Here is a 26,395-nt window from a genome sequence, read left to right on the forward strand (position 1 = left end):
GCGTTTTAACCCTCCCTGCGGCGATTCCTGCCGCCCACATGTAAAGCTTTAACGAATGGCTCAATACGTTCCATAATGCGCGCGGCGTTTATCTCATGTTGTCTACGATCCATCTGATTTTTGGAATCTCTTGCAGTTACGAAATAATTCGATAACTCCGATAACGTTAAATTTGAAGTAAAGATTGTTGGTTTGGTTTCCATTCTCATATTAAGCACTGGACTAAGTACGCCGTCTCTTGTCCATGAACTGGACTGCCCTGCACCTATATCATCCAGTATCAGAATATCCACTTCCATCAACGCAGCTAACTTGGAATGAACATCATTGGTTGAGAATGATTCTTTTATCTCTTCCAGAAATTCGGGAACGTACACCATGATCACTTCCTCACCCATCCCAGCCATTTCATTTGCAATCGCCCCAACTACGCGACTTTTCCCAACTCCCATAGGGCCATAGAGATAAAGCCCTTTGCGTGTGACTCCTTTTTGGTATCCTGCGCAAAAGTTAATGCATTCTGCTATAGCCAGCCTTCTTAGTGGGTCATTCTCCAAATCTTCAAAAGTAGCTGCGGTGATATGAGCCGGTATATGGTGACTCTTAATCTTTTTTTGATTGCTTGTTTGCTTTTCGAAAGCTAATAACTTCGGGCATTTTTTCAGTCTAAAAATCAACATGGATTGCTTTTCGCTCACTTCCTCATGACTGGAATGCCCAGGAAACTCATTTTGGCAAGCGTTTAACCCTGGGCAGGATTGGCAATGATCAAAACATGATATGTGATTTCCTAGGTTACTCAAATCCCTCTCTACATCTACTTGATCTGGATATTCAGCAAGCAATCTCAGCACCTCTGGATGATCCTTTATACGTTTTATCAGCGCAGCTTTCCTCTCAAGAAATCGGTCTGGTAAGATCCGTTTTATTTCTTCGCCCACATTTTTCACTTACACACCCCCGCGCTTGGACCTCATCTCCGCCAACATTTTTTGAATGTCTTCCTCAGTAGGGACATTGATTTTTTCTATTTCAGTTTGCTTAACAGGTTTGTTTTTAATTTCCGGTTCATCTGCCTTTTTCTTTAATGCCGCTGAGTGAAGGTCGTATATAATCCCGGTGCAATAACTGAGACTCTTTATCTCAGACTTGCGATGTTGAGGCTTGAAATTATCAAAGGCTTTTGTGATTCCGGCAAGAACGATGTGGATCGGTACCCCATCAGTAATGAGTTCTTTTATTGTGATCTCATCCTTTGCTGATATCTCTAATCCTTTTCCTCTTCGAGCAAGATAAAGATTAGCGACTTGTCTTCTGTAATCCAATTCATCAGCATCCCGGTCGGAATCGGCATCCCCGGCAAGAACGGCATCTTGGCTGTTTAAATTAGGATTATTGGATATAGGTACGATAATTTCGAATCCCGATTCTCCAGAACAGCAGCAGTTATCTTTTTCTTTATCTATTTCTAAATCTACTTCTACTTCTATATCTGTTGCGTTACCATCCGTTACTGTAACGTTACAGTAACGTTTCTCTCCTTCCTCCAATAACAGAGCCTTTTTTCCATCACGATGTTTCTTTACTCGGGCATTTGTTTGCAATCTCACCTTATCCATTCCATCGACATTTTGGTGTTTCTCCCAATTTGTCAAAAAGAAAGCGCCATTATCAGAAAGCTCGAACATCCCAAATTTCTGAAAAGTAGCCAATGCCATACGTATTGTCGATAGAGGTCGGTTGAGCATCGAAACAAGCATGTCCTCTGTGTATGGAATAGTTTCGGTCAACATAATGTAACCGCCCATATTGGAGCGCCCTGCAAGGGCTAACAGCTTCACCCAAATGACAATGATGGTGTCAGCCTCCGGCATGGCTTCAATCAGTTTTATTTTTTCATCATCAAACATAGTAACGCTTAACTTGATCCATTTTATTTCAGCCATTTTCTAATCAAACCCCTTTGGCATGGTGATAGTGGCTGCACGAAGAATGAATTTCAGATTGACCCAGAACTGCTGGTGTGATATTTTGTAAATAACTTAGTTTTGATGTTTCTTGGATGGCCGCGTCCCTCAACGTGGTCATTTTTATTTCAATTCCCTCAATCAATGCTTCCAATTTCCCGGTTGCTTCTTTTAACTGTTGAGCAGCTTGTTCAGTCAATCCCGGCATGTCGCCCACAACATAAATGTATTGACGCAAGGATTTGATACGGATTTCCAGCCGCCGTTTGCGATCTAGGGCATCAATGATTTCTATTTCAGGTGGAGTAAGGTTCAACCGAACAAAATCTACTCGAAGTGAACCGTCACTTAGATTGTCATGTAAAGTAACGACAGCATCAAATTGTGTTTCCGCCAGTTGTGTCATTTCAAATTGCTCACCCAAGGCGATGACTGGAATGCTGAATTCTTGCATCTTTATCCCTCCCTTGTTTGTAAAAATTGCTCCAGGGCATCAATTTCCGAATCAATTTCAGAGCATAGTAACCCTCGTCCTTTAAAACCCTGCAATTCATTCATTCGCTTCCATGCTTCACGACGTTGCTTAAGGCGTTCATCCGTCATCACATGTAATCCTCCGGCTGAAAGTTCTTAACAAAATCAATGGCATCATCAAAATCAATTCGGCGGATGTGACTGTATTTCGCAACACTGAATTGCTCTTTTAACTTACTCCAGATCATCCGCCGGTATCTTCCGACCATTTCCTTAAACTTCAAGTCGGAGTCCTTAAAACGATGCTTTGTGAGTTCATTGGATTTCAATCTCACTGCCGTCTGCATCTGGTCGCATTCGGCATCATTAAGAGTGACACTATCCCGAACCTCCTGAACCATCATTTTCATTTCTTCTTTGTCTTCAGCCATTTCTGTCTTCATAGCACCCATTGCTTCGAACAACATCCGAACCGCTGCCCCCTGTTGCTCGGACCATTGTAATTGTTGACCCACTACAGCAAGAATTTGTCCTGTCTCCATTACTGAACCACCTTTCTGCCATTTACTGCTGGCCGCATCTGATCTATAAAGGTCTGAAGCATGTCCAAGCTTTCATTAAATCGCTTTTTTTCACTACTTGATGCTGATGATACAGCTCCAAGGTTGAGTGTGGTCACAGCAGATTTTTGAAGAAACTGCTTCACATGAATGGTGAGTTGAATTGTATTTGAATCAGCCTCATATCGAAGTTTCTTCAACTGTGCGGCTCTCTGCTGTTCGTTGAAATCGTCTGGTTGTTGGAGTTTCAAGGCTTCCAACTCTTCCTGGATTCTTTTGTACCCAGCGTCAAGGTCCCGGACCTTCAACGACTCTGCTTCAATTTCCTTTTTCCACTTCGCGTCACGCGCTTTAAGCGCTGCCTGAGCCTCTTTATCCTTTTGTGCAATAAATGCCTCATTCTCTTCTTGCTGTCGTTCTATGGCGGCACTGACCGCCTCTTCCACTTGATCCGCTGGGATCGAGTCTTTGAATTGTTGCCGGAGGAGTTCTTTTTCTCGTTCGGCTGCTTCAGCTCGGTCATTTGCTTCTTTCGCCTCTCTTTCAGCAGTTTCAAGGCGCTCTTTAGTCTGAACAAATGCCTTGTGAGTGCTAATGAGTCCAGCGTCAAGTTCCTGAATGATTTCCGGAGTGGCGTTTTCAGCAACGTATTTTGCTTTGTCGTAGTTACGGCCGCTGCCGAATCCTGCTTGTTCAGCTACGATGTCCCGAACCTGTCCTTTTTCAGCCTCAGGTAAATTTTCCTTTTCGGTGGCGGACATGCGTTCCTTCGCTTTAATGCGTTCAAGTTCCTCTATCTTTTTGCCGTAAGCGATTCGTTCTGAAAAAGTAAAGTCTCTTCGGTGCTCATTCTCGCTGATCTCCAACTGCAGGTGGTGAGCGTAGTCACGAACCTCCATGACATTTACCTCTACCTGTTCCCTTCCCAAGTGCATATGAGCTCTTAGACGCCGTTCTCCGGCGATTAACTGGTAATCCGAAGTTACAACAATCGGATTGATTAAGCCGTTCTCTGCGATGTCCTGGGCTAGTTCTTCAATGCCAGAAAAGTCTTGCCGGATACGATCTACTACTTTGATTTTGCTTATATCAATAAGTGGCACTGTAATTCTCCTTTCCTAAAGTACTGGTAAGCAATAATTCTCAACACGGTTTAAAGTGTCACGATGCGGCCTTGTCTCACGCTGCTGAAGCATTGTCTTCAGTTCCAAGGTCTTCGCACGAGCAAGACCGGCTTCTCGTAAAACAATTTTGTCTCCAGTAGTTAAGGCGACTCCTGTTACTCTTGATAGAGCTTCATAAGCAACTTGTAGTTCTTCTTTCACCGCTTCAACTTCCCTTCTTGTAATTCGCAGCCCGCTGCTCAGCTCTCCATGCTTCTAAATCAGAGAGCCGAAACTTGATTACTTGTCTTCTTGAACCCGATGTCCCATATCGTTCATGCGGAATTCTTCCTTCTTGACACATGCGGTATATCAACTTTTCGGAAACTCCTATGTGAGCTGCCGTCTCTGCTACGTCAAGAGTCCTATCAATCAGACCATTCAATTCAGCTCGGAGTCGATTTTCTGAATCAATTACTTGTTCAGAAACAATTGCACGTATCACATCTTCAAATGCAATTAGCGCTTTGTTCATGAGATATTTCCTTTCTTTTATGGTGTGTTATAATGCTACTCAGACTTGTTTTTTACCAAATCGTCAACGGTACACCCAAGAGCATTGGACAGTTTAACTAAAGTTTCTGCGTATGGACCATGTTTTTTCTTACCAATGTTGTAAAGCGCGGATACTGTCACACCACTTTCTTTAGAAAGTCGGTATATAGTCCACCCTTTTGCATCAATCAATCTCTGCATGTTGTTTTCGATTGCCTTTCCCACTTCTCTCACCTCCTAAACACATACTACTACTCATATGAGTTATATTCAATAAACATATACCTCGTATGAGTAACAAAACACTATATTCTCTCCTATTTCCTCTTTATTTCTTGACAAAGCTAACTTATTCGAGTTATTATAACTTCATTGAGTTATACCTATTCTGAGTAATAGAAAGGTTGTTTCCAGTGAGTGGTATTGCAGAACGAATTGAAGCAGTTATGAAAGAACGCAAAGTAAGCAGATACAAACTAGCAAAAGACACTGGGATTCCATACACCACCGTCACTCAGATTCTTAATGGAAGAACAAAAAGCCCACAAATAACTGCACTCCAAAAAATAGCTGATTATTTTGATATGCCGCTTGACCAACTCACTAAAGAGACTGATGAATCACCTAAACATAACGCACCAGAATGGGCTTCAACCAAAGATCTAGCAGACATAAAGAAAATCCTTGAAGAAGATCAACCCGTCTTATTTGATGGAGTGCCGATTACGGATGATACACGCCAAAGAGCTATGGACATTCTCACTGGACTGCTTTGGGAAGCTAAAGAACTAAATAAGAAAACATATGGACATAAGAAAAAGCCAGTCCCTAAAGATGAAGAGTAGGTGACCAGTTTGGAAGAAATCATTCGCAAACTGGTTCGCAAATTCAAGACCAATGATCCTTTTGTGATAGCTAAAGGACTTAACATAATAATCCGATATGCAGAGTTTGGTCCCGGTACGAGAGGTTTTTATTACAGGCGGTTACGAAGGAGATTTATTGTTATTGATAGTTGCTTGCCAGAAGAGTGGCAACGTGTAGTGTGTGCTCATGAACTTGGACATGATCGGCTTCATTCGGGTTTAAGCCAATTTTGGATTGATGAGCACACTTTCTTCAATACAGGAAAATTCGAACGACAGGCAAATATTTTTGCTGTAAAACTGTTAACCCAACTCGCTGAGCACGAGCCAGGTGAAACGGAAGAATCATACCTTTTAAGATGCGGCATACCAAAACAACTTCATAACTTAGAAATGTAACTTTGCGCTTTCCAGCCGCAAGGCTGTTTACCATACACAAAAACAGAACACGGGTTCTAATTGGAGGAAATGAAATGGCAAAAGGAAGCATTGAAAAAAGAGGGGAGAACAAGTGGCGACTAACTGTAGATTTGGGGCTTAATAATGACGGCAGCCGAAACCGTCCTCGAAAGACAATTACTGTTGAAGATAAAGCATTATTAAAAACAACTAAGAAACTAAAGGATTATTTAGATGACGAGCTTGCGAAGTTTAAACAAGAGGTATTGAGCGGCAGTTACATTGCGCCATCTAAACTTACTTTCAAAGAATTCTATGAAAATGAATGGAAACCTAAAGACGCTGAACCGAGACTAAAGCGAACGACATACCTGTCTCATTGCTCCAAAATAGATCATCATGTTTTGCCGATTATAGGACATTTGCAACTCGATGAGATCACAACAATGAGATTAGTGACGTTATTCAATGATTTACGCAAACCAGGTGCACGGATTGATAAGCGAGGAGGAAAAGAAACCATTAGTTCTCGCACGATTCAATATATTTATGATGTGACTATGAGTATATTCAAACGAGCTGTAGAATGGGGGGTCCTAAGTAAAAACCCATTGGAGGGCATACAGCGCCCGCAGATCAGCAAGGAAGATAAAAAGGCCCGGAAAGACAGAAAGAATTTTTTCGAAGAAGAGGAAGCTACAGAAGTCATTGATACATTAATCAAAAGTAAAACACATTGGAAGCTTTATTTTCTTGGAGCAATAATTGGAGGTTTTAGACGTGGAGAGTTAATTGCCTTAGACGAAGACGATTGCGACTTTGCAAATAACCGATTGCGTATCGATGAGAACATTTCGCATACTGAGAATGGACAGGCCGAGATCACAGACACAAAAAACGAAGCATCCGATGACTATGTAGATATGCCACAATGGTATATGGATGAACTGGCTGCTCATGTAAAAGCCATGCGCAAGTTACGTTTTGAGGCAAAAGCGTTGGGGGTATGGAAAGGCGGAGATCGTAACTTTGTATTCCATTCAGGGACGGGAAAACCATATTACCATACATCGCCATCACAGCAGTGGACAATATGGTGTAAGCGAAACGGATTCCGTAATGTATCCCTACATGGGCTGCGCCATACAAACGCTACCTATTTGCTTGGACAAGGTGCATCCATTAAAGAGATCCAACATCGGTTGCGACACTCGACTTCTCAGGTAACTACAGACACGTATGCTCACGTTACCAAGAAACTAAGTCGCAAAACAACAGCACACCTTGATGTCTTCGATCCTAAAGTTCGTCCCCAATCCGTCCCCAAAGCCGAAAAAGGCACTCGTTCTCTGTAAATCAATTCAAACTACAAAAAAAGAAAACCCCTTATGTGTCAAGGGATTTCCTAGTTTAATGTATGCCGAGGACGGGGGTCGAACCCGTACGGTACTCACGTACCGCAGGATTTTAAGTCCTGTGCGTCTGCCTATTCCGCCACCCCGGCATGGTAGAAGCGTTGATAACGCGACAAGAAATATGATATCACGTATCCGGTGGATACGCAATCTAAATTTGCATTAAGTTTTGTTTACAGAAAAACGGCCCGACCAGCCGGAGCCGATGGGCCGCTTGTGCTTCACAGAATGACTAGCGGCGTTCGCGCTCGCCACTTTTGTTTCTCATGCCAGCCAGACCGAGCAGTCCTACCAATCCCAGCCAGCCCCAATCGAAGTCATTGTCGTTGTCATTAGCGTTGGCAGTTGTAGCGTTAGCCCGGTATCTGCCGGTCTGCGTAGTATTGGATAGTGGAGAAACGGTGCTGTTGTCTCCGCCACGGTTACGCATAGTTCCAGTGGTTCCGGTAGTTCCGGTACCAGTGGTGTTATTCATCATGGTGTTGCCCTGCTCGTTCATCATACGGTTGCCGGTTCCGTCCATGCCAGTTGTACCGGAAGCGGTGGATGCATATCCTACGCCCAGCAGACTCATGGATAATACAGTGCCGCAGGCAAAGCTTGTTATCAGCTTATTCAAGATGTTATACCCCCTTGTGTGGTTTGTCCCTGATAATTTCCCCCTGCGGCGTCGAATCTATGCAAGAAATTTTATACGGTCACCACATTCACCGTCTTGCTGGCAGGATCATAAGTCACCTTGGCTCCGAGCGCTTCAGCCAATGCCCGTACGGGGACGTAAGTGGTTCCGTTATCCAGAACTCCGGCTGTAAGCTTCACTCCGTTCAGGGTGATTGAAATCTCCACATCCTTGTTCACTTCATCCTCACCCCCGTTGATCCGTTTTAAGGCTTTCTTCACCTGATCTGCGGCTGGACGGCGGCCTGCTTTCAGCTCTTGAATGGTCAGTCCAAAAGCCATCTGAAAATGGGAATAATCCTTAAAGGAAGTCCAGTCTCCGCCCCATTCGAGTCCCAGCTTTTTGGCTTCCTGTACGACCTCTTGCCAGTCTGCAAGCTTATCCCCGTCCCCATCCCGGCTCATATCCCAGGAGATGTTCCGTCCATCCGGCAGCAGCAGCGCAAAGTCTATCGCCAGTCCGTAATTATGAAAGCTGCTGCCACCCCGCGCATTGGTTACAATCGCACCCTTCTTGGTTCTCCCCAGCGCATAAAGGGCATTTTGTTCGGCTATGGTCCGCAAGCCCTGGGTGATGACAATCGGGATGCCCCGTACATAACATCGCTGTATCAAGACATTGGCAGCCGCCAGCAAGGCGGGATGGAGACCGCCGAGCCGGGCTGCCGATTTGCTGTTCACCTGATCCAAAGTCAGCATTTGATCACCTCCTGGTATAGTAAATGTCTTCTATTCTGCTGTTGCTTGTACCCTTTTCCCTAATTGTAAAAGAAAAAAACCCGAACACCCCGGGGCTTTCGCATCTTTATGGATTGCCGTTTTCATGGATGGTTCCCGCCTAAACAGGCCAATATAAAAGCGAAAGGTGGGAAGACCTAATGGAAATTCACAGTGACAGCTACAAGGTGGCAGCCTTGAGCGATCAGGGGGACGCGGTGGAGATCATCCGCCAGGCTGAAGCGGCCATAGCCCAAATTAATGGGAACAAACCGGTGACCCTGATCGCTTATGAGAGGACAGAGTCCAACTCCCACAAATAAAACAGGAGTGGTTCAGCAATAAAAGCCTGCTGCTTCAGACGATGTATGCCTCCACAATATCATCGACCTGAATCCACTTCCATTCCTCCGCCCACTGCAGCTTGATCTCACGCGAGTGGGTGTGAATGGAAGTCACAAAGCCGTTCAGCTGCTTATTCGCAAACGAATCAGCCAACACTACTGTTACCCGGACATGGCTCCGCAGCGACAGCGCCAGCGTACATTCAATCTCCTCCAGCTTCTGCCCATCCTGAACCGGCTTTCCCCGGTGCAGCGTCTCCCGTTCATCCTTATGTATCCGGCTTTTGTGCTCCGGCAGCATCATCCTGCTGCTCTCCCACACGCCGTATCCCTCCTGCTTCTTACCCATTGTGCGATTCCTCCCTCCAAGGATGACCTGATTCATTTCAGCGATGTCAATTCAAATTAAACGAACGTATGTTTGTATTATATGCGCATTCCCTCTTTTTAAGCAATCAGAAAAAAATAACAGAACCGCAAGCAAAAGGCGCCCACAGTGTTCGCTGTGCAGCGCCTTTGCTTGTCCAATGAGAAGAAGGCCTTGTTCTCTGCCTGGGCAGGGATTTTGTTTTATTTAATCTCTGTTGCGGAAGCTCCCTTACCGGTCTGCGGGTTTACCTGGATATCTGTTTTGCCTGTGCCGGCTTGGCTGTGTGTATCCGCTTGAGAATCGGCGGCAGTCCCCGTCCCTGTACCAGCCAGGGTGTCCGTAGCTGCACTTCCGGGTTCAATCAGCCCTGCGGCCACCCTGGCCTCATTCAGCTTGGAGATGCCATACAGCATCGCCACATCCGCCTGCTGGTTCATGTCCTGGAATTCCTCGGCAGTAACATCCGGAGAAACCGCACTCTTCGAGGCTTGCTCCTTGATGGAATACGCGCTCTGGAACGCAATTACCGATTCTTTAAGCAGCTTCTGGATGTTCTCCGGCAGGCTTTTGGAGATCTTCACATCCTTGACTTCATCGGCGATATCCGAAGCGGTGTCCTGGAATTCATCCACTGCCTTCTCCATCTCGTTGTCACTCGCTTTTCCTGTCGAATACGAAGTTAAGGTTGTGTTGAATGCCTCTAATGAGGACTTGCCCATTTCATCAAACTTAGACATTTCATTATAAAAGTTCTGTACGTTCTCCTGCACCTCTTCATGGGAAGCAGGCGCTGAGTTATTATTGCTGCAGGCGCTTAGAATACCAACCATCATCAGCAGCACTGCCAGTAAGGCTTGTCTCATATTAAGTATCCCTCCACTTAACAGAATAATAGCGAGTTTTGTAAAGTGCAACTGAAAATAATGTTAAAATAGCAGAGATGAAACATTCTGCAGGATTGAAGCGTATTTTGAGCAGGTACAAACTAAAAAGATCCCCAGTAGTGACCGGAAATCTTTGTTATATTATAATGATTTCAACATGAATGATAGAGAGGAAGATAAGCTCATGCCTTACTGCACAAGCTGTGGAGCAGAATACAAGCAAGGGGCCAAATTTTGCGGGGAATGCGGCGCAAACACTACTGAAGATGCAGCTGCTCCCGGACGCCGGACGGCATCCGGAGCGGCGCCTGGTTCCGGCTCGGGACCTGAAACAACGCTGTGGCAGGGCAAGCCGGCCGGCATCTCTGACCGCCTCAAAGGCATCGTGCGCCTGAATACAACCACGTTCACCATCACCAGCCAGCGCATTATGGTCAAAACCGGGCTAATCGGGAAGGACGTGGAAGAAATCGAGCTGCTGCGGGTCAATGACTTTTCTGTGGCCCAGTCCATCCTCCAGCGTATTCTGGGTATCGGAACACTTACAGTGTTCTCGGATGATGCTTCGTCGCCACAGCTGCTTCTCCACAGGATCCGCCAGCCCCAAACGGTGAAGGATGTGCTGCGCAAAGCCGTACGCGATGAGAAAATCGCCAACAATATCAGCTACCGGGAACAAATCTAGCCCGCTGGCCACATTTAAGGAAGATACAATGCCCCGGCTGGAATGACGCTTTTCACCTGGCTGGGGCTTTCCCACATCAGCACCACCCGCGCATCCCCCTGGTTCTCATAGTACTCTACCTTTAGCTCATGCAGCTTCCCGGCAATCAGATTCACCTTCCCCTGCCGTTCCTGTCCGCTTTGCTTCATCCAGCTGTCAATCACCAGCACTCCGTCAATCCACACGCGTATGCCATCGTCCGATGACGAATAAATCGTGTAGCTCTCCGTGTATGCGGCGCTCAGCCTGCCGCTCCAGCGCACGGAGAAGAAATCAGCAGGGAGTGCCGGATCAGGAGCCGCCTGCCGCCAGATGAAATTAATGACGGTATCGGTCCGGGTGAGCGCAGGCTCGCCGCTGAGCGCTGCATTGCTGTAATATTGCCCGTACAGGCCCGGCATGGGTGCAGCTTCAGCCATAGAGGCATTCTGCGCCGCCTTCTTCGCATATTCCTCTCTGGTGAGCACAAATGAATGCTTCATAAAAGCCTTAATAACTGCATCGCTGTTCTTCTCATAGAGCAGCTTACCCCAGCTCATCTGGTAAGACCATTTATTCTGAGTTTTGGCCAGCACCGCCGGGGATGGAAGTTCCCCGTTCTCGCCTATGGCGATCAGCTTGCCGCGTCCCAGATTCCACATGGCATCATGGTGACTCTTTTTGAAATCCGCTTCGTAGATATCCAGCGCCAGCACATCCACCTTGCCAGCTCCCGGGTAATAGTCCGCCGGTTCATCAGACCACTGGTTTTTGGCATTAGGGCTCCACACCCACAGCAGATTATGCAGCTTGTGATAAGCTGTGTACCGGTCGAACATGATGTTCCACAGCTTGCTGAACGAGCTTTTCTGGCCCCACCAGAACCAGCCGCCGTTCATCTCATGGTAGGGACGCCAGAGTACCGGCACGCCTGCATTAGCAAGCTTTTTCAAAGACCGGGCTGTCTTGTCCAGCTCCGCAATCAGCGCGTTGTACTGAACCGTACCCGGAGTGATATATTTGGCAAAATCCGCTTCACTAAGACTCCTCGAGACATTCGACCAGGCCGGAGCCGTCCCCGGTAAATTCTCATGATAGCTCATGGTTACGATTCCGCCTGACTTATGCCACCGGATTGCGCTGTCTACCACGGCCTGCCGCTGAATATCGATTTGTTGCGCCGTCTGATTATCAATCGCTCCCAGCTCATAGCCGTGGAGTGCGGCATATTGTCCGCTGGTCGTCTTCAGCTTGCCGTTGAATTCATCCGGGCTCTCCAGATAATCATGCTGCCCGCTGATCATTCCTTGTCCCTGCAAACGGTATAACGTTTTCAGCAGCTTCCGGGCCGGAGACGCAAGCGCAGCATCTGCAGGGTTCATCTGCACATTCCGGAATGAGGCCTGCCACTGTACATCCCCGACCAGCCGTGATGCGGAATCCAGCAAATCCCGAATGCGCGATTCCATCTTTTCCACCATCCTCTCCCTTTTTTCTACATCATATGGGGATCTATCGGACAAGTGCACGGCGAACCAACATACAATCGGCATAAATATACCGCACCCATTAAAAAACCTGTCAATTCAGTATTCTAAAGGAAGCAATAATTAAGCTATACTGATTAAGTCTGCACTTATGGAACCAATGGTTCACAATATAAGCATATGCTTTCAGCCAGTTATCTACGAAGCTGTATTCTGGAAGCATAGCTATCCAAATTTTAGGAGGCAGCAAAGTGAAGTCCAAGAAATTCATCCCAAGTCTCATCATCACAGTGCTGCTCCTCATTGCCGCTTACTGGTTCGAACAGAACGGCAATCTGCCTGGCAGCCAGCCGGCTGCAGAAGAGACAGACGTAGTCCAGTTGAGGTTCCCGAGTGAACGGTTCCCGGAGACAGCCCGGCACATTCAGGAAGCCATCCGCAGCGGAGAGTCTAGTATCTGCACTATTGACCGGCAGGAAGCAGACGAAAACCGCAAGGAATCTCTGAAGGGGGTTCCCACCAAAAAAGGCTATGACCGTGACGAATGGCCGATGGCCATGTGCGAGGAAGGCGGCAGCGGGGCCGACATTGAATACATAACGCCTAGCGACAACCGTGGTGCCGGAAGCTGGGTTGGCAACCAACTGGAGGGACTGCCCGACGGTACCCGGGTAGAATTCATGTTCAAATAACGGAGGATAATGGTTCCTGAATGAATCCGCAGCAGCTTGGCGCTGTATCACCCGGCACGCCTTCCTTTGACCGGCTGCCAGGCCAGTATCCGTTCTACCCGGAACATCCGCGGGCTGCCTGTGGCCAGACAACCAGCCCGGAGCAGCCCGCCTTTGAGGCCAAGCACCTCTATTCTCCGCTGAGTGATGTTACCGGCTTTATCCTCGTAAATGATCTCGATCACCTGTCCGAGCAGCTTTTCCATATCCTTTGTGCTCACATGAAATCCCTCCCCTTAGAGAAACAGGAACATTTGTATGTATTATATGCGAACAAATGTTCCTTATGCAACAATACAGATAAAAGGCGTAAAATAGGTGGGATATTATTCCACACGCGGAGAGCCAGAGTGTTCTATATCTGTTATCGGGGAAAAAAACTGTATGGCCCTATGTCTGAAGAGGAGGCCTTAAAAGAGTGGTTCGCGCTTTCAGGAACGGTCAAGGAACTATATATTGTTGAAACGGATGAGGCCACAGGTAAAATCAAACGCCAGATCGGACCTTCTGTCCGCAGGAAAAAGAAATAGCCCTATCCGGCAACCGCCAGACAGGGCAGCACTCGCTGAGCGAATGTTTAGAATATACAGGCTTTAGTGATAATAACCAGCAAAATGAACAATACCAGAATCGCACCTGTCGAAGTAAAAGGACTGCAAACCGGCACTACTGGAGGTCCTTGATTCACTCCACCAACATTATTGCCACAACCGCAACCATAATCTGCTCCCACCATTCATTCCTCCTAATAAATATTGACTACAGCACAGAATATGTAGAAAGCAAACATGCCGTATGGGCCAATTGGCAAAGAAATACCATTCACCTAATCAATTGTGCCCGTACAGTCGATATACTAAGGGGAGCCATAGAACCTAAGCTTTTTTTCGAAGCAGGTTTTACGGAACTCAGGGCATTACGCTCACTAACTTTGTTTAGGAGGTGCGAAAATGGACATTGCCGCTCTATCTGTATCGATGAACCAGAGCAGTCTGAAACAGGCTGTGGGCTTTCAGGTGCTCAGCATTGCCAAGAATCAGGCTGAAATCCAGGGTCAGAATATTACACAAATGCTTGCACAGAGCTTAGACCCAAACTTAGGAAAAACACTTGATATTAAGGTTTGATTGCTTTATGCTTAGATACATAAGAACACAGGTTCGCAGAACCCACTAAGCCCTTCGGGCTTTTCTTTTGACCATAAATACGAACATACGATCTTATATTTGAGGTGAATCACATGCATTCTTATTATCAAATGACTGCTCTTGAGAAGTGGACGGAGGATCTGTATGAACGGCTGGAGATCATGGAGCCGGCACAAATATCGATTGCATATATTGCCGAGCGACTGAATATCTGGGTTCATTACCTGGATGTCAGGAGTAAAGGGATTGAGGCCTCTGCCGGCATGTACAGCATGTTCATCGATAACCGGCTACCTGAGGAACTGCAGCGCCTGGAATTCCTGCATGAGCTTTGCCACCTGCTCCGTCATGCCGGCAGCCACACACTGATGCCTGAGCAATTCACGCAAGCAGAGAAGGATGAATCAGAGCGGTTTATTCTGTATGCGGCCATGCCTTACTCCATGATCTCGAAGATGGCACTGCCTGAGCTGCGGGAAGATGCGATTCTGAAGCTTGCTGCAGCTTTTCAGGTCCCTTGCGAGCTGGCTCTGCAGCGGATTGATCAGATTCAGCGCCGGATGTTCCAGGGACAGCTGATAGCCGTTATGGAGCGGAACGAGGACAGAAAATTAATCCACAGACATATTCGGTAAATGCAGCGGAGATAATAATACACATCATGCAGAGCGAGCCTCCAGACTAAAAGGCAAAATTAACCCGTAAGGGGGAGCAGTATGGAAGCCATCCAAGTTATCCAGCTATTATTGACCCACCCGGATTACAGCGTGGACGCAGTACACCCCGAAATTCCGGATTTTGTCGGCATCGAAGCCATTGAAGTAGACCATGAAACCCAGACCTTCTCCATCCTATTGCAGGAGCCGCAAGATGATTGATGTCTTAACTACTAAGCAATACAATCTAGCCGGAGAACCCAAAGGTGACCCTGCCGTTATCCGGCAGGGCCCATAGATATGATTTCTGTTGATTGAGACGGCCCAGCATCAGCCTGCACTTACAAATTGAATAACACCGACAGCGGTCATTACAAGAAATAATGCCAATACAATTCCAAGCATAGTCCACACCCAGGTTTTACCGCCGGAATGCGGAGGTTTCGGGTAGTTCTCCAATACAGTAATGCGGCGCTCCAGCTCCCGGATTTTCTCATCTTGCTCAGTCATATTCTCCCCCCTTATCACTCTATAATTCAGAATATCCCATGCGTCCACACAATCCCCTCGCTGCTTAACACGGTACCTGTTATTCCCCAGTCGAACTTGAACCATAAACAAGCTATCTTTCCCTCTGTCAATAGTTCGTCATATTTTATAACACAAAAATGTTTTTGTTTGTTTAAATCCGTGTAAATAATACTATAATCGCAAAAACCTGAGTATTTTTTACATAATCAAGAATTTATCATGTATTTAATGTAATTATATATACCGCAAGCAACTAGACAAGGAGGTGACAGTATTTGAAAATAACCCTGCCGCACGATATCCCTCTGCTCTTTTATATTCCGGTAGCTAAAGCGTTTTACCCATTCCCAATTTATTTCCTGCGTCTTGCCGCTCCTGCCCCCTATGACAAGAGCATATCCAGAATCCTCAACTCCCTGAACGAAAACAACTATTCTTCTATTGATAAAGTGCAGAATGCCACGATTGGAGAACTGAGACGGGTTAGAAATTTCGGTGAAAAGGGACTTGTTATTCTTCTTGAGCTCTTGCAAACCTTATCGCAGCAGCCAGAACTAGTACTCGAAACCGATAAGCTTGATGACAGCCTCCGTGTGGAACTGGATCATCTCAAACAGGTGATGCCTGTAAGACTGCAGCTGCTGGAGATTGGAATAGAAATATAACAATGAGGATTATCCCGACCAAGCTCCTTGAAGAATGTGCCCCGCTTCAAAAGGAAACCTAAAACAGCTTATGTAAACCTCCCGCTTCTATTCCTTTACAGCCTACATAATAGTAAAAACCCCTTGCTAGGCAAGGGGTTTAGTGAAGTGGGCCCTACAGGACTCGAACCTGTGACCAATCGGTTATGAGCCGACCGCTCTAACCAACTGAGCTAAGGGCCCGGATCTAGGATTCCGTATATACAATGGCTGTCTGAGAAAATAAAATTGGTTGCGGGGGCAGGATTTGAACCTGCGGCCTTCGGGTTATGAGCCCGACGAGCTACCGGGCTGCTCCACCCCGCGTCAGTAATCATATTCAAACAGCGACAATAGATAATATACATTATATCCGGGTCAAAAGTCAAGGATGATTTTGATTAATGAGTCAGGGAAGGAAACGAACCCCATACCGGCCCTTGCGCGAACGGTATATTTCCACAAAACGCGGGTCATGGTAGCCGTAGATCCAGCCGTCCTGTTCCAGCCTTTTGGCCAGGCAGCCTGCTTGAAATCTTGTCCTGAACAGCTTCGCAAAGTATATCCAATTCATCGTCCCCTCTTCTCCTTTTCACCAAGTGATGTCTTTCCGCTGTGAAGTTATTATACCCCGTTTCAGAAGAAAACCTTGGGCCGGACCGGGAAGAGGGGCTGCCAAATTCTGTGTGGGTTTGCTTCAGACAGAAAAGGGGCTGTCCCAAAAGTAGATTTTCTATGAAGGGGGACAGTTCTCTTCATTCTTAAAACCACAAAAAGTGAGCAGAGCAGCGATTCTCCCGTTACTGGAGAATCGCTGCTCTGCGTTCTTGGTCATTGGCTGCTTGCTTTAGCAGATTATGGGCGAGGGAAAGCCACCCGACTTCGAGGGTCACTTTTTCCATCCCTCGAAGCAGAAATCGCCGGAAGCCCCGGTTGTTCTTCAGTTGTCCAAACACACTCTCCGGTTCTGTCATCCGGCGCACGGCCAAATCGTAACCTTCTTCACTCCGTAGAATCTCCCGAGCCTGACTTTGGTACCGCAGCCGTTCCAAACTGACGACCACTTCCCGATTTCCCGTCGTTTTTGTACAACGTTCCTTCAGTAGGCAACCAGCGCAACTTGGGCTACGGTAATGACGTTTTCTGATTTTATATCCGCTCTCCAACGTTTCCTTGCTTTCTTTGCGGAAATGCAACGTTTGTCCGGCTGGGCATGTCCATGTATCCCCGGCTTCGTACGTCCAGTTCTCAATCTTTCCGATACTCTCTTTCCAGGCTTTGCTCTTTTCTTTGTGGTAGCTCCCGTATTTGACCACGGCCTTCACGTGTTCGTTTTCCAAATACGCATAGTTCTCTTCACTGCCGTAGCCTGCATCCGCAATCACCGCCCTCGGAAGCTTCCCCAGGATCTGTCTTGCTTTTTCCAAATGTGGCTGCAAACAGCGGGTATCGGTGGGTCTTTGGTGTAGACTGTAGGCCAAATAAACTGGTTTTCGGTCCCAATCTGTACATTGTAGCCCGGTTTGAGTTGACCATTTCGCATGTGATCTTCCTTCATCCGCATGAAGGTGGCATCCGGGTCCGTCTTACTGAAGCTGTTTCGGTCCCCGAGCAGGGTTTGGTATTGCTCATATTTCAGCAGTCTGGGCAGCAGATCCTTGCGGAGCTGCCGAACGGCTTTTTTCAGTGGTTTGTCCTTAGGCTTGTCCAGCAGTTGCGACTCTAGCTCCTGGGTCATTTGTTCAAGTTTCTCACTACTCATCTCGGTGGGCTCACCTAGTTCGCTCAGGTCTTGGCCGCGGTGTTCCTGTTCTTCTTGTTCCTCCGCAGCCTCAATGTCGGCAAACAATGTATGTACCTTTTCTTGCAGCTTGGACTTATGTTTACTAACGGCTTTCCCCCAAACAAAGGTGTAGCGATTGGCATTGGCCTCGATCTTGGTACCATCCACAAAGTAATGCTCCAGAGACACGTATTTTTCGTCAGCCAGAAACTGAAGCACGGCTGTAAATACCGTTTCAAGGACATTCCTCATTCGCTAGGAACGGAAGCGATTCAGCGTGCGAAAGTTGGGGCGTTGCCGTCCGGCGATCCACATAAAGGGAATGTTCTCCCGTACTGCTTTGGCGATTTGACGAGAGGAATACATTCGCTGGGCGTAAGCGTAGATAATGACTTTGGTGAGCATCTTAGGGTGATAGCTGTCGCGGCCGCCGCCGGGGTAAGCCGCGTCAAAGATGGCGTCGTCTAGCCGATTTATAGCGGCATTCACGACACGAACGAGGTGGTTTTCTGGAATATCTTCTTCTAAATCCATTGGCAGGTAAAGTTGGTCCATGGTATATTGAATGTACAAAGAAATCGCTCCTTTTGAGATGGTTGGTGGTACTTCCATTTTACCAAAAGGGCGATTTCTTTTGTGATTTAAGAGAAGAATTTAGAAACTTTTCCCGCTTAAACAGCGGAGAGGACGGACTGATTGTGGAAAAGCGGAAGCGTTCGCCTTGGTCTCCGGATTTTCACCGCTAAGGGGAATAAAAAAAATCTGGAGAGCACAGCGATTGGAACAACGGTCTGTTCGCGCAGCGTCCACCCAAGTACTCACGTTGATCCTACTTAAAAACAGAGGGCTATCCCAAGCGCCATTTCATGGCTTTTGGGACAGCCCCTTCGTATGCTTATATTTCTACCTTAGGTTCCTACTTCTGCACACCAAACGAAGCCGGATCTTTACGCCAGGATTGCAGCAGCTCCACATCCGTGTCGGCGATGGTTCCCTGGGCCAGGGCCACATCAATTAAAGTGGTGTAGTTGGAGAGGGTCTGCAGCGGCACCCCTGCTGCCGCGAACGCTTCAGTGGCGCGGTCCAGCTCATAGCTAAAAATAGCCAGCACGACCAGCGGAATGCCCCCCGCTTCCTGAACGGCCTGAGCGGCCTTAATGGAGCTGCCGCCAGTGGAGATCAGGTCCTCGATTACGACGACCTTTTGGCCAGGGTTGATTAGCCCTTCGATCTGGTTTTGCTTGCCGTGGCCTTTGGCTTTGTCACGGATGTATGCCATCGGCAGATTCAGCTTGTCTGCTACCCAAGCAGCATGCGGAATGCCCGCAGTAGCTGTGCCTGCAATAACTTCGGCATCCGGGTAGGTGCTGGCGATGGTTTCAACAAAGGCGTCGGCGATGTAGCCCCGGACTTCCGGGAAGGACAAGGTCAGACGGTTATCACAGTAGATGGGGGATTTAATGCCGGAGGTCCAGGTAAAAGGGTCCTGCGGGCGCAGGGCTACCGCACCGATCTTCAACAGGTAACGGGCAATTTGTTCACTTTTATTCAATAATGGGCTCATGCTTGGGTCATCTCCTCAATAATGGTTAGTGCGGCTTGGCGCGGGTCCGCCGCCGCTGTAATCGGGCGTCCGACGACCAGGAAGTGGCTGCCCTGACGGATTGCTTGTCCAGGTGTCATCACACGGGACTGGTCATCCAGGGAAGCCCCGGCAGGACGGATTCCCGGTGTCACTGTGCGGAACTCCGGCCCGCAGGTTGCGGCGATAACCGCAGCTTCCTGCGGAGAGGCTACCACACCGTGCAGACCCGCCCCAGCCGCAAGCTTGGCATAACGCACAACTGTGTCCGTTACGGTCCCGGCAATGCCGATCTCACCGTTCATCATCTCCTGGGTAGTGCTTGTAAGCTGTGTGACTGCGATAATCAGCGGAATATGCAGCGATGGATGCAGACTGACCGCCTTCGCCGCACCTTCGAGCGCAGCAGCCATCATTGCCGTTCCCCCGGCCGCATGCACGTTGAACATATCCACTCCAAGCTTGGTCAGGCTCTCTGCCCCGCCCCGCACGGTGTTCGGGATATCATGCATTTTGACATCCAGAAAGACAGAATAGCCGCGTGCCTTCAGCTCTCTGATGAAGTCCGGACCCGCCGCATAAAACAGCTGCATGCCCACTTTCATATAGCATGGAATGCCTTCCAGCTGCCCCATCAATAGTCCCGCCTTCTCTACATCCGGAACATCGAGGGCAACCATCAGCCGTCCCGCCATTTGGTCCCGCTTCTCAACTTGTCCGACAGTCTCATGCCCATGCTGTGTGATATTCTGCTCCATTTGCTGATCCTCTCCCTTTGTCATCGTCTAGCGCTCCTTGCCATGCGGCACCGCATGTACTTTCTCGAACAAGGATGTGCCGGCCAAGGAATTTATCCCCGGGCGCAGCGGAACGGTCTGCGCTAACGCAAACCGTCCCAGTGGTGCCGCCCCAAAAGGCTGCCTTGTTCATCTTTCAATTATTGTCCGACAAAAGCAGGCATCGACTGTGACGAGAAGTTGATCGTCTGCAGCATTCTCAGCAGCGCGGTCACCGTATCGAGAGAGGTCATACATACGACACCGTTCTCTACCGCTTCGCGGCGGATGCGGAAGCCGTCGCGCTCCGGTGTTTTGCCTTTGGTCAGGGTATTGAAGACGAAGTTGGCTTGACCGCCGCGAATCAGATCGAGGATGGTCGGCTCTCCCTCATCCAGCTTATTAACGTTCATCACGTTCAGGCCCGCTTGTTCAAGCGCATGTGCGGTACCGCCGGTGGCAATGATTTTGTAGCCCATGGCATGGAAGCCCTTCATCAGCTCTACGGCTTCAGCCTTGTCTTTGTCCGCTACCGTAACGATGATGGCCCCGGTCGCCGGAATTTTCATACCTGCTCCAATCAGCCCTTTATAGAGGGCTTTGGCATACAGTTTGTCGCGGCCCATCACCTCACCGGTAGATTTCATTTCCGGTCCGAGTGTAGGCTCTACTCTGCGCAGCTTGGCAAAAGAGAACACCGGTACTTTGACTGATACATAGTCACTCTCCGGCCACAGACCTTCTGTATAACCATCTTCTTTCAGCTTGCCGCCGAGAATGGTTTTGGTGGCCAGATGGGCCATTGGAATGCCGGTCACCTTGCTGAGGAAAGGAACCGTACGCGAAGAGCGCGGGTTGACCTCGATGACATATACTTCATTTTGATAAATGACAAACTGGATATTTACCAGCCCGATCGTTTTCAGTTCTTTGGCAATCTTGATGGTGATATCGGCAATCTTCTGCTTCAAACCTTCATCCAGATATTGCGGAGGATATACGGCGATGGAGTCGCCGGAGTGAACCCCTGCGCGCTCTACATGCTCCATAATGCCCGGGATGACCACGGTCTCACCGTCGCAGATAGCATCTACTTCCACCTCTTTGCCCAGCATATAACGGTCAATCAGCACCGGATGCTCCGGATTGACCTTCACCGCTTCAGCCATGTAGCTCAGCAGTTCTGTATCATTGTAGACGATCTCCATAGCACGGCCGCCCAGCACATAGGAAGGACGAACCAGAACCGGATAACCGAGCGATTGTGCAGTTTCTACCGCTTCATCGATATTGATAACCGTCTTGCCCTTCGGTTGGGCGATATCGAGACGAGCCAGCAGTGCTTCGAATTTCTTGCGGTCCTCAGCTTCATCGATGCTATCCAGGCTGGTGCCCAGAATATTCACGCCGGCCGCAGCCAGCGGTGCAGCCAGGTTGATCGCCGTCTGTCCGCCGAACTGGACGATGACGCCAATCGGATTTTCCTGAGCAATAACGTTCATAACATCCTCGAAGAACAGCGGCTCAAAATACAGCCGGTCCGAGGTATTGAAATCCGTAGAGACGGTCTCTGGATTGTTATTGATAATTACAGCTTCATAACCGGCTTTTTGAATCGCCCAAACTGCATGAACCGTAGAATAGTCGAATTCGATACCCTGGCCGATACGGATCGGACCGGAGCCCAGCACGATCACTTTTTGCTTATCGGAATGAATAACCTCATTCTCTGTCTCGTAAGTCGAGTAATAGTATGGCGTAGAGGCTTCGAATTCAGCGGCGCAGGTATCCACCATTTTGAATACCGGAACCAGCCCTTGCTGCAGACGCATTACGCGAACATCGGATTCCTTTGTCTGCGCAAGGCCAGGACGTCCCTCTGCACGGATCTCGGCAATCGCACGGTCGGTAAACCCTTTACGCTTCGCTTGATAGAGTGTTTCCGGCGACAGCGTTTCTTCGCTGCGGATCACCTCTTCAAAATTCACCAGACCTTCGATCTTCGAGAGGAACCACCAGTCTACATTTGTAATATCCTGAATCTCCTGCAGGCCATAACCACGGCGGAAAGCTTCAGCAATCAGGAACAGGCGCTCATCATCCGCTTTGTTAAGTCTTGTGCGCAGCACACTGTCTTCCAGCTGTTCTGCACCAGGAAGCCTGAAGCGGTGGATGCCGATTTCCAGGGAACGGATCGCCTTGTGAATCGACTCTTCGAAGGTACGGCCAATCGCCATGACCTCACCGGTTGCTTTCATCTGCGTGCCCAGCTTGCGGTTGGCGTAGATGAACTTGTCGAAGGGCCAGCGCGGGATCTTGCTGACGATATAGTCCAGTGTCGGCTCGAAGCAGGCATACGTCTGGCCGGTAACCGGGTTGACGATTTCATCCAGCGTATAGCCCAGGGCGATTTTGGCTGCCATCTTGGCAATTGGATAACCGGTCGCCTTCGACGCCAGCGCCGAGGAGCGGCTGACACGCGGATTCACTTCAATCACATAATACTGGTAGCTCTGCGGATCAAGCGCAAACTGCACATTGCAGCCGCCTTCGATGTTCAGCGCACGGATGATCTTCAAGGAAGCGCTGCGCAGCATCTGGTATTCACGGTCCGACAAGGTCTGGCTTGGCGCTACGACAATACTGTCGCCTGTGTGTACGCCAACGGGGTCAAAGTTCTCCATGTTGCAGACCACGATACAGTTGTCGTTCGCGTCGCGCATCACCTCATATTCAACTTCCTTCATGCCGGCGATGCTTTTCTCTACCAGACATTGGCCGATCGGGCTGTAGCGGATACCCGCCTTGACGGTTTCCCGCAGCTCTTCCTCGTTGTCGCAAATCCCGCCGCCGGTTCCACCCAGCGTGTAAGCAGGACGGACAATCAGCGGGTAGCCGATTCCAGCTGCGAAGCCCATGGCTTCCTCCACACTGGTGATGATTGTGCTCTCCGGTACCGGCTGCTCCAGCTCGCGCATCAGTTCGCGGAATAAATCACGGTCCTCCGCCTTTTCAATGGATTCCAGCTGTGTACCCAGCAGCTTCACGTTTTCCTGCTCCAATACGCCTGCGCGGGCCAGTTCCACAGCCATATTCAGTCCGGTCTGTCCGCCCAGCGTCGGCAGCAATCCATCAGGACGCTCCTGGCGGATAATCGCGGTCACAAATTCAAGGGTAATCGGCTCGATGTAGACCTTGTCGGCCATATTCGTGTCAGTCATAATGGTGGCCGGATTGCTGTTGATCAGCACAACCTCCACGCCTTCTTCTTTCAGCGCCTGGCAGGCCTGGGTTCCGGCATAGTCGAACTCGGCTGCCTGGCCGATGACGATCGGGCCGGAGCCGATGACGAGGATTTTTTTAAGTTTATCGTTCTTTGGCATGTTATAGGGCTCCTTTCACGGCTTCACGCTGCGGTGTAATAGTTGGTGCCGTGATTCTGGCGTTGGCCGCAAGCTGCGCCTGGCGCGAGCCTGCCGGTGTCTTGGCCTTGTGATCGGCAATCATCTGCAGGAAACGGTCGAACAAATAGCTGCTGTCATGCGGTCCCGGCGCCGCTTCCGGATGGTATTGCACCGAAAATGCAGGGTAACGGGAATGTTTCAGTCCTTCAACGGTCTTATCATTGTTGTTGATATGCGTCACTTCAAGGTCGGTCTTCAGCACAGACTCCTCGTTAACCGTGTAACCATGGTTCTGGGAGGTGATGAAGCAGCGTCCGCTTTCGAGTTCTTTTACCGGATGGTTGCCGCCGCGGTGGCCGAATTTAAGCTTCTCCGTATCCGCACCGCAAGCCAGTGCGAACAGCTGATGCCCCAGGCAGATGCCGAAGATCGGATATTCGCCGAGCAGCTCAGAGATCGTCTTCACGGCGTAAGGCACATCCTTCGGGTCCCCAGGACCGTTGGAGAGCTGAATGCCGTCGGGATTCAGGCGGCGGATCTCATCTGCGGTCACATCATGCGGCACAACAACCACATCGCAGCCGCGGTTGTTCAGTTCACGCAGGATGCCGGTTTTGGCACCATAATCGACAAGCACGATCCGTTCCTTAGTGCCAGGGCTGTTATAGGTTGCTGTGGTTGAGGTACGGGCCACCTGGTTGCGCAGCTCTTCAATGGTCGTATCCCCCATCATTTCCATGAGCTCTTCCACACGCTTATTGGAGGTGGTAAGGATCGCCTTCATGGTGCCGTAATGGCGGATAATGCGGGTGAGCATCCGGGTATCGATTTCGCTGATTCCGGGGATGCCATATTCCTTCAGCAAGTCGTCTACGCTGTATTCGGCGCGCCAGTTGCTGGGCACCGCCTCATGGCGGCGCACGACAAAGCCGTGCACGAATGGACGCACAGATTCGAAATCATCGCGGGTGATGCCGTAGTTTCCGATCAGGGGGTAAGTCATAGTCACGATCTGGCCGCAGTAGGAAGGGTCCGACAGCACCTCCTGATAACCTGTAATCCCTGTGTTGAAAACAACCTCGCCCGTCTTCTCGCCTTCCGCACCAAATGCGGTGCCAGTGAACAGCGTTCCGTCCTGAAGCAGCAATCTCGCCTGCATTTCCTTCCACTCCTTCTTGTTTCTGTAGTCTGGTTCTTATGTCTTGCCTGGATTTTCGGAGCAAGCGCGCGAAAATGCCGCCGTATGTCAACCTGCCCCCATACAGCCGGCAGCTTCGCCCTACCCGTCCGTTATTCTTCAGTCCATACAGCTGTGCCGTTTACCCATGTCTTGACCGGCCAGCCTTTAAGCTTCCATCCGCCAAAAGGTGTATTGCGACCTTTGCTGGCAAACGAAGCGGGTTCTACTTCCTTTTCTTCTGTAAGATCAATCAGTGTCAGGTCCGCTGGAGCGCCAACCTTGAGGCTGCCTGTATTCAGCCGGAATACCCGGGCCGGATCAGCCGTCATGCGCTGTACCAAAAACGACAGGTCCCATTTGCCGGCAGCGACAAAAGCGGTATACAGCAGCGGGAACGCTGTCTCGAAGCCCACGATGCCGAAAGGCGCAAGCTGCATGCCTTTGGCCTTCTCCTCTTCACTGTGCGGTGCATGGTCCGTGACGATGATGTCGATCGTTCCATCGAGCAGACCGGCGATGCAGGCCTCCACATCACGGCGCGAGCGCAGCGGCGGGTTCATTTTCCAATTGGCGTCCAGCCCCGGAATGTCTTCTTCTGAGAGCAGCAGATGATGCGGGCATACCTCCGCGGTCACTTTGATGCCGATTTCCTTAGCCTGGCGGATGAGCCGTACCGATTGCTCTGTGCTGACATGGCAGACATGGTAGTGTACCCCGGTTGCTTCAGCGAGCAGAATATCACGTCCGACATGAATAGCCTCCGATTCATTCGGAATCCCCTTCAATCCGTGCTTGGCGGCAAAAGTGCCTTCGGCTACCGCGCAGCCCTCAACCAGCGAGTTGTCTTCACAGTGGGCAATAACGGGCATATCCAGGCCTGCCGCGATCTTCATCGCATCCTTCATCATCTGGGCGCTCTGTACACCCACACCGTCATCCGTGAAGCCAATCGCTCCAGCCTCTTTCAAGGCGGCAAAATCAGTCAGCTCGCGTCCAAGCTCATTCTTCGTAATTGCTGCATACGGCAGCACCTTCACCAGTCCGGCTTCAGCGGCTTTATCCTTCACGAACTGTACAATTTCCGGACTGTCCGTTACAGGACGGGTATTCGGCATGCAGGCGATTGTAGTGAATCCGCCTTTTGCTGCTGAACGTGCCCCAGTTTCTATGGTTTCCTTATGCTCAAAACCGGGCTCACGCAGATGCACATGCATATCGATCAGCCCCGGAATCAGCAGCTTGCCTTCCGCTTCAATGATTTCCCCGGCTTCATCCACAGCCTCGTTATCATTCTTGATCGCTGAGATAACTCCATCCTGCACTACGATATGTTTGCGCTCTAGCACGCCTTCCCCATTCAGTACACTGGCGTTCTTGATGATCACGGTTATGATTCTCC

Annotated in this window: 32 protein-coding genes, 3 tRNA genes and 1 pseudogene; 10 read left to right on the forward strand and 26 right to left on the reverse strand. The window is 49.2% G+C overall.

Annotation, left to right across the window (positions count from 1 at the left end; genetic code table 11):
* Positions 1–5: 5 nt before the first annotated feature.
* From dnaI to PGRAT_RS23150, 9 genes are read right to left on the reverse strand one after another with little or no spacing between them, the layout of a single operon-like run.
* Entirely contained in the window at positions 6–950 is a 945-nt protein-coding gene (gene dnaI, locus PGRAT_RS23120; protein ID WP_025704837.1) for a primosomal protein DnaI, read from the reverse strand.
* On the reverse strand, positions 951–1,946 hold the full coding sequence (locus PGRAT_RS23125; protein WP_025704836.1) for a phage replisome organizer N-terminal domain-containing protein: 996 nt from the start codon (positions 1,944–1,946) through the stop codon (positions 951–953). It abuts the gene before it with no gap.
* A gap of 7 nt (positions 1,947–1,953) precedes the next feature.
* Positions 1,954–2,421 (reverse strand): hypothetical protein, encoded by a 468-nt coding sequence (locus PGRAT_RS23130; protein WP_025704834.1) that lies wholly within the window; start codon positions 2,419–2,421, stop codon positions 1,954–1,956.
* A 2-nt stretch (positions 2,422–2,423) separates the two neighbouring features.
* On the reverse strand, positions 2,424–2,573 hold the full coding sequence (locus PGRAT_RS33455; protein WP_155990362.1) for a hypothetical protein: 150 nt from the start codon (positions 2,571–2,573) through the stop codon (positions 2,424–2,426).
* Positions 2,570–2,983: an ORF6C domain-containing protein gene (locus tag PGRAT_RS23135; protein WP_025704833.1), complete on the reverse strand. Its 414-nt coding sequence runs from the start codon at positions 2,981–2,983 to the stop codon at positions 2,570–2,572. The genes PGRAT_RS33455 and PGRAT_RS23135 overlap by 4 nt, the downstream gene beginning before the upstream one ends.
* Complete coding sequence (locus tag PGRAT_RS23140) at positions 2,983–4,104, reverse strand: ParB N-terminal domain-containing protein (protein ID WP_025704832.1); 1,122 nt, start codon at positions 4,102–4,104, stop codon at positions 2,983–2,985. Before PGRAT_RS23140 ends, PGRAT_RS23135 begins: the two co-directional genes overlap by 1 nt.
* Before the next feature lie 15 nt (positions 4,105–4,119).
* A complete protein-coding gene (locus tag PGRAT_RS33460) occupies positions 4,120–4,326 on the reverse strand; it encodes a hypothetical protein (RefSeq protein WP_155990361.1) in 207 nt (68 codons plus the stop codon).
* 4 nt (positions 4,327–4,330) lie between these two features.
* A complete protein-coding gene (locus PGRAT_RS23145; protein ID WP_025704831.1) occupies positions 4,331–4,639 on the reverse strand; it encodes a helix-turn-helix transcriptional regulator in 309 nt (102 codons plus the stop codon).
* A 35-nt stretch (positions 4,640–4,674) separates the two neighbouring features.
* Positions 4,675–4,884: a helix-turn-helix domain-containing protein gene (locus PGRAT_RS23150; RefSeq protein ID WP_025704830.1), complete on the reverse strand. Its 210-nt coding sequence runs from the start codon at positions 4,882–4,884 to the stop codon at positions 4,675–4,677.
* Between the two features lie 188 nt (positions 4,885–5,072).
* Between PGRAT_RS23150 and PGRAT_RS23155 the strand changes: the two genes are divergently transcribed.
* The 3 genes from PGRAT_RS23155 (at position 5,073) to PGRAT_RS23165 (ending at position 7,279) form a co-directional block, all read left to right on the forward strand.
* The gene (locus tag PGRAT_RS23155; protein ID WP_025704829.1) at positions 5,073–5,504 is read left to right on the forward strand and encodes a helix-turn-helix domain-containing protein; all 432 of its coding nucleotides are present in this window, start codon (positions 5,073–5,075) and stop codon (positions 5,502–5,504) included.
* A 9-nt stretch (positions 5,505–5,513) separates the two neighbouring features.
* Positions 5,514–5,924, forward strand: a complete 411-nt coding sequence (locus tag PGRAT_RS23160) for an ImmA/IrrE family metallo-endopeptidase (RefSeq protein WP_025704828.1) — start codon at positions 5,514–5,516, stop codon at positions 5,922–5,924.
* Between the two features lie 74 nt (positions 5,925–5,998).
* Positions 5,999–7,279, forward strand: a complete 1,281-nt coding sequence (locus PGRAT_RS23165) for a site-specific integrase (RefSeq protein ID WP_025704827.1) — start codon at positions 5,999–6,001, stop codon at positions 7,277–7,279.
* Positions 7,280–7,342: 63 nt separating this feature from the next.
* On the opposite strand, the gene PGRAT_RS23170 is transcribed toward PGRAT_RS23165, so the two are convergent.
* The 3 genes from PGRAT_RS23170 to PGRAT_RS23180 all read right to left on the reverse strand — a co-directional run bounded on the left by PGRAT_RS23170 (position 7,343) and on the right by PGRAT_RS23180 (position 8,716).
* Positions 7,343–7,428 (reverse strand) — tRNA-Leu (locus PGRAT_RS23170).
* A gap of 143 nt (positions 7,429–7,571) precedes the next feature.
* A complete protein-coding gene (locus tag PGRAT_RS34475) occupies positions 7,572–7,958 on the reverse strand; it encodes a WGxxGxxG family protein (RefSeq protein WP_025704826.1) in 387 nt (128 codons plus the stop codon).
* A 71-nt stretch (positions 7,959–8,029) separates the two neighbouring features.
* The gene (locus tag PGRAT_RS23180; protein WP_025704825.1) at positions 8,030–8,716 is read right to left on the reverse strand and encodes a M15 family metallopeptidase; all 687 of its coding nucleotides are present in this window, start codon (positions 8,714–8,716) and stop codon (positions 8,030–8,032) included.
* Between the two features lie 179 nt (positions 8,717–8,895).
* Between PGRAT_RS23180 and PGRAT_RS33465 the strand changes: the two genes are divergently transcribed.
* Entirely contained in the window at positions 8,896–9,057 is a 162-nt protein-coding gene (locus PGRAT_RS33465; protein ID WP_155990360.1) for a hypothetical protein, read from the forward strand.
* Positions 9,058–9,091: 34 nt separating this feature from the next.
* Here the strand turns inward: PGRAT_RS33465 and PGRAT_RS23185 are convergent, their stop codons facing one another.
* The gene (locus PGRAT_RS23185) at positions 9,092–9,427 is read right to left on the reverse strand and encodes a YolD-like family protein (protein ID WP_025704824.1); all 336 of its coding nucleotides are present in this window, start codon (positions 9,425–9,427) and stop codon (positions 9,092–9,094) included.
* Between the two features lie 221 nt (positions 9,428–9,648).
* A complete protein-coding gene (locus PGRAT_RS23190; RefSeq protein ID WP_025704823.1) occupies positions 9,649–10,311 on the reverse strand; it encodes a hypothetical protein in 663 nt (220 codons plus the stop codon).
* Between the two features lie 205 nt (positions 10,312–10,516).
* Between PGRAT_RS23190 and PGRAT_RS23195 the strand changes: the two genes are divergently transcribed.
* Positions 10,517–11,017 (forward strand): PH domain-containing protein, encoded by a 501-nt coding sequence (locus PGRAT_RS23195; RefSeq protein ID WP_025704822.1) that lies wholly within the window; start codon positions 10,517–10,519, stop codon positions 11,015–11,017.
* A 14-nt stretch (positions 11,018–11,031) separates the two neighbouring features.
* Here the strand turns inward: PGRAT_RS23195 and PGRAT_RS23200 are convergent, their stop codons facing one another.
* Positions 11,032–12,504, reverse strand: coding sequence for a glycosyl hydrolase (locus PGRAT_RS23200; protein WP_042267282.1), 1,473 nt, complete (start codon positions 12,502–12,504; stop codon positions 11,032–11,034).
* Positions 12,505–12,773: 269 nt separating this feature from the next.
* Here PGRAT_RS23200 and PGRAT_RS23205 point away from each other — a divergent pair, with 269 nt between their 5' ends.
* Positions 12,774–13,214: a NucA/NucB deoxyribonuclease domain-containing protein gene (locus PGRAT_RS23205; protein ID WP_025704820.1), complete on the forward strand. Its 441-nt coding sequence runs from the start codon at positions 12,774–12,776 to the stop codon at positions 13,212–13,214.
* A 47-nt stretch (positions 13,215–13,261) separates the two neighbouring features.
* On the opposite strand, the gene PGRAT_RS23210 is transcribed toward PGRAT_RS23205, so the two are convergent.
* Complete coding sequence (locus tag PGRAT_RS23210) at positions 13,262–13,474, reverse strand: hypothetical protein (RefSeq protein ID WP_420329500.1); 213 nt, start codon at positions 13,472–13,474, stop codon at positions 13,262–13,264.
* Between the two features lie 729 nt (positions 13,475–14,203).
* Here PGRAT_RS23210 and PGRAT_RS32620 point away from each other — a divergent pair.
* From PGRAT_RS32620 to PGRAT_RS33475, 3 genes are all read left to right on the forward strand, one after another.
* Positions 14,204–14,380, forward strand: a complete 177-nt coding sequence (locus tag PGRAT_RS32620) for a YjfB family protein (RefSeq protein WP_081758711.1) — start codon at positions 14,204–14,206, stop codon at positions 14,378–14,380.
* A gap of 113 nt (positions 14,381–14,493) precedes the next feature.
* Positions 14,494–15,036 (forward strand): ImmA/IrrE family metallo-endopeptidase, encoded by a 543-nt coding sequence (locus PGRAT_RS23220; RefSeq protein ID WP_025704817.1) that lies wholly within the window; start codon positions 14,494–14,496, stop codon positions 15,034–15,036.
* A gap of 81 nt (positions 15,037–15,117) precedes the next feature.
* Complete coding sequence (locus PGRAT_RS33475) at positions 15,118–15,279, forward strand: hypothetical protein (RefSeq protein ID WP_155990357.1); 162 nt, start codon at positions 15,118–15,120, stop codon at positions 15,277–15,279.
* Between the two features lie 108 nt (positions 15,280–15,387).
* On the opposite strand, the gene PGRAT_RS23225 is transcribed toward PGRAT_RS33475, so the two are convergent.
* Positions 15,388–15,567 (reverse strand): hypothetical protein, encoded by a 180-nt coding sequence (locus PGRAT_RS23225; RefSeq protein WP_025704816.1) that lies wholly within the window; start codon positions 15,565–15,567, stop codon positions 15,388–15,390.
* A 296-nt stretch (positions 15,568–15,863) separates the two neighbouring features.
* Here PGRAT_RS23225 and PGRAT_RS23230 point away from each other — a divergent pair, with 296 nt between their 5' ends.
* Positions 15,864–16,253 (forward strand): hypothetical protein, encoded by a 390-nt coding sequence (locus tag PGRAT_RS23230; protein WP_025704815.1) that lies wholly within the window; start codon positions 15,864–15,866, stop codon positions 16,251–16,253.
* 148 nt (positions 16,254–16,401) lie between these two features.
* On the opposite strand, the gene PGRAT_RS23235 is transcribed toward PGRAT_RS23230, so the two are convergent.
* The 9 genes and pseudogenes from PGRAT_RS23235 to PGRAT_RS23270 form a co-directional block, all read right to left on the reverse strand.
* Positions 16,402–16,475 (reverse strand) — tRNA-Ile (locus tag PGRAT_RS23235).
* 46 nt (positions 16,476–16,521) lie between these two features.
* Positions 16,522–16,598 (reverse strand) — tRNA-Met (locus PGRAT_RS23240).
* 82 nt (positions 16,599–16,680) lie between these two features.
* Positions 16,681–16,845, reverse strand: coding sequence for a hypothetical protein (locus tag PGRAT_RS33780; protein ID WP_019909365.1), 165 nt, complete (start codon positions 16,843–16,845; stop codon positions 16,681–16,683).
* 226 nt (positions 16,846–17,071) lie between these two features.
* A pseudogene (locus PGRAT_RS34980) lies at positions 17,072–18,627 on the reverse strand (IS1182 family transposase).
* A gap of 343 nt (positions 18,628–18,970) precedes the next feature.
* A complete protein-coding gene (gene pyrE, locus PGRAT_RS23250; protein ID WP_025706509.1) occupies positions 18,971–19,618 on the reverse strand; it encodes an orotate phosphoribosyltransferase in 648 nt (215 codons plus the stop codon).
* The gene (gene pyrF / locus PGRAT_RS23255) at positions 19,615–20,394 is read right to left on the reverse strand and encodes an orotidine-5'-phosphate decarboxylase (protein WP_042268292.1); all 780 of its coding nucleotides are present in this window, start codon (positions 20,392–20,394) and stop codon (positions 19,615–19,617) included. Before pyrF ends, pyrE begins: the two co-directional genes overlap by 4 nt.
* Before the next feature lie 179 nt (positions 20,395–20,573).
* A complete protein-coding gene (gene carB / locus PGRAT_RS23260; protein ID WP_025707725.1) occupies positions 20,574–23,795 on the reverse strand; it encodes a carbamoyl-phosphate synthase large subunit in 3,222 nt (1,073 codons plus the stop codon).
* 1 nt (position 23,796) lies between these two features.
* Positions 23,797–24,975, reverse strand: a complete 1,179-nt coding sequence (gene carA / locus PGRAT_RS23265; RefSeq protein WP_025707724.1) for a glutamine-hydrolyzing carbamoyl-phosphate synthase small subunit — start codon at positions 24,973–24,975, stop codon at positions 23,797–23,799.
* A gap of 131 nt (positions 24,976–25,106) precedes the next feature.
* Positions 25,107–26,387 carry a dihydroorotase gene (locus PGRAT_RS23270; RefSeq protein WP_025707723.1) on the reverse strand — a complete coding sequence of 427 codons (1,281 nt, stop codon included), beginning with the start codon at positions 26,385–26,387 and terminating at the stop codon, positions 25,107–25,109.
* Between the last annotated feature and the right edge of the window lie 8 nt (positions 26,388–26,395).

The sequence above is a fragment of the Paenibacillus graminis genome, from assembly GCF_000758705.1.
Classification (GTDB): Bacteria; Bacillota; Bacilli; order Paenibacillales; family Paenibacillaceae; genus Paenibacillus_AQ; species Paenibacillus_AQ graminis.

Coding starts and splice junctions, on each gene's coding strand:
- PGRAT_RS23165 (WP_025704827.1), top strand. CDS start 5,999: ATGGCAAAAGGAAGCATTGAAAAAAGAGGGGAGAACAAGTGGCGACTA.
- pyrE (WP_025706509.1), bottom strand. CDS start 19,618: ATGAGCCCATTATTGAATAAAAGTGAACAAATTGCCCGTTACCTGTTG.
- PGRAT_RS23180 (WP_025704825.1), bottom strand. CDS start 8,716: ATGCTGACTTTGGATCAGGTGAACAGCAAATCGGCAGCCCGGCTCGGC.
- PGRAT_RS23135 (WP_025704833.1), bottom strand. CDS start 2,983: ATGGAGACAGGACAAATTCTTGCTGTAGTGGGTCAACAATTACAATGG.
- PGRAT_RS23200 (WP_042267282.1), bottom strand. CDS start 12,504: ATGGAATCGCGCATTCGGGATTTGCTGGATTCCGCATCACGGCTGGTC.
- PGRAT_RS23190 (WP_025704823.1), bottom strand. CDS start 10,311: ATGAGACAAGCCTTACTGGCAGTGCTGCTGATGATGGTTGGTATTCTA.
- PGRAT_RS33475 (WP_155990357.1), top strand. CDS start 15,118: ATGGAAGCCATCCAAGTTATCCAGCTATTATTGACCCACCCGGATTAC.
- PGRAT_RS32620 (WP_081758711.1), top strand. CDS start 14,204: ATGGACATTGCCGCTCTATCTGTATCGATGAACCAGAGCAGTCTGAAA.
- PGRAT_RS23145 (WP_025704831.1), bottom strand. CDS start 4,639: ATGAACAAAGCGCTAATTGCATTTGAAGATGTGATACGTGCAATTGTT.
- carB (WP_025707725.1), bottom strand. CDS start 23,795: ATGCCAAAGAACGATAAACTTAAAAAAATCCTCGTCATCGGCTCCGGC.
- PGRAT_RS33465 (WP_155990360.1), top strand. CDS start 8,896: ATGGAAATTCACAGTGACAGCTACAAGGTGGCAGCCTTGAGCGATCAG.
- PGRAT_RS23125 (WP_025704836.1), bottom strand. CDS start 1,946: ATGGCTGAAATAAAATGGATCAAGTTAAGCGTTACTATGTTTGATGAT.
- PGRAT_RS23195 (WP_025704822.1), top strand. CDS start 10,517: ATGCCTTACTGCACAAGCTGTGGAGCAGAATACAAGCAAGGGGCCAAA.
- carA (WP_025707724.1), bottom strand. CDS start 24,975: ATGCAGGCGAGATTGCTGCTTCAGGACGGAACGCTGTTCACTGGCACC.
- PGRAT_RS23225 (WP_025704816.1), bottom strand. CDS start 15,567: ATGACTGAGCAAGATGAGAAAATCCGGGAGCTGGAGCGCCGCATTACT.
- PGRAT_RS33780 (WP_019909365.1), bottom strand. CDS start 16,845: ATGAATTGGATATACTTTGCGAAGCTGTTCAGGACAAGATTTCAAGCA.
- pyrF (WP_042268292.1), bottom strand. CDS start 20,394: ATGGAGCAGAATATCACACAGCATGGGCATGAGACTGTCGGACAAGTT.
- PGRAT_RS23130 (WP_025704834.1), bottom strand. CDS start 2,421: ATGCAAGAATTCAGCATTCCAGTCATCGCCTTGGGTGAGCAATTTGAA.
- PGRAT_RS23220 (WP_025704817.1), top strand. CDS start 14,494: ATGCATTCTTATTATCAAATGACTGCTCTTGAGAAGTGGACGGAGGAT.
- PGRAT_RS23185 (WP_025704824.1), bottom strand. CDS start 9,427: ATGGGTAAGAAGCAGGAGGGATACGGCGTGTGGGAGAGCAGCAGGATG.